Annotated in this window: 2 protein-coding genes; both read right to left on the reverse strand. The window is 61.6% G+C overall.

Annotated elements, in window-relative coordinates:
• Window positions 1-1,006, reverse strand: a 1,006-nt coding sequence (locus tag RMN95_RS07360) for a penicillin-binding transpeptidase domain-containing protein (RefSeq protein ID WP_309616287.1), incomplete at its 3' end; no start/stop codon positions are given.
• A gap of 33 nt (window positions 1,007-1,039) precedes the next feature.
• The coding region (locus RMN95_RS07365; protein WP_309616288.1) for a hypothetical protein at window positions 1,040-1,495 on the reverse strand (456 nt) is incomplete at its 5' end.

Consider the following 1,495-nt stretch of genomic DNA (forward strand, 5'->3'; position numbering starts at 1 on the left):
CGTCGGAGATCGAGCTGCCGTCGGCCTGCGGTAGTGAGTATGGCGCGACGACCCCGCTGCCAGGGTTGGCGGCTCCCGAGTCGACGAGGGATGCCGCCGTCAGCGCCTTCATCGTGGAGCCAGGCTCGTATGGGGTGCTGAATGCCCGCGAGCCCGCTGCCTGGTCGACCGGACCCGAGTGCACCGTATTCGGATCAACCGTAGGCCAGTCGCTCACCGCCATCAGATGGCCGTCGGCGATCCGGATGACGACGGCGGTCGTCCAGGTTGCTCCAAGCTGGATCGCGGTCTGTTCCATGCGCTGCTGGACATAGAACTGCAGGTCGCGATCAATGGTCAGGCGCAGTGCGCCGCCGTCCTTGCTCGGCTTCGACACCACCTCGCTGCCGGGCAGTGCGGTGCCGTCCTCTCCCTTCTCAAAAGATGTCGAGCCGTTCGCGCTGGCAAGGCACTGGTCCTCACTCAGCTCAAGACCGGCCTGCGGGCCGTCGGTGCCAATGTAACCGACGAGATTTCCCGCGATCTGGCCGTTCGGGTAGCTTCGCGCGGATTTGCGTTCTGGATAAATCCACGAGATCTCAAGTGCATCAATCTGCTCGAATACATCGAGAGTGACATTTTTAATGAGATACATAAAGTCTGACTTTGGGTTGGCCGTCATTGCGGCATACAGCGCCGCCGGATCCTGCTTGGTAATCGCAGCAATGGCTGCAAGGTCAGCCGGAACCGACACCGCGGCGTCCGTCGGCAGCAGGGCAACCCTCGGTGACGCAGTGATGTCGTAGCGCAATACGCTGTCGGCAAGCACCGCGCCATGGGCATCCACAATGTCACCTCTGACTCCGTAGGTGGTAACTTCCCTACCCCGTTTGTCGAGAGATGCCGCGTTGAACTCGTCGGCGCGCACCACCTGTATATCAACCAGTCTCACGACAAACACGGCCACGATCGCAAAGACGATCAGCACCGCAAGCGAGATCCGCGCTCGGCCGCTGCGTGTTCTCATGCGATGAACATCCCCAAGATCTGTTGTGTGGTGTTACCGAGTCACTGGCGCCGGAAGCGCAGTGGAGGGCGTCGGTGCAGGGTCAGTCTGCGGCGCAGAAGGCGATGCAACGACAGGAGCGGCGGCGTTTCCGCTTGTTGCGGTCGGGTCAACCAGCGGCATCCCGGCGAGCAGCGAGTTGGTGATCAGATTGCAGTTTCCGCCACACCCCATCGGGTCGGCCGTTCCCGGCGAGCCGTACACGGCTCCGGAATGGATGTTCAGGGTGAGCGGTGTGGGATTCGGCACCATCCCGAAGTGCGCCGCGTTCATTGCGAGGTTCTGACTTGAGCTCAGAATATTGAGGCTCTCACTCCGGGCATCCTGGGTGCGCAGAAGTTCCTTCTGCTGCTGCTGCAGGGCCTCGATCTGGAAGGCACCATCCGAGACGACAATGCTGAGCATCAATTGGGCGGCGAAGATCAGGAACAGGCTCAGGATGGTGACCAC

The sequence above is a fragment of the Salinibacterium sp. genome, assembly GCF_031364185.1.
Taxonomy (GTDB): domain Bacteria; phylum Actinomycetota; class Actinomycetes; order Actinomycetales; family Microbacteriaceae; genus Rhodoglobus.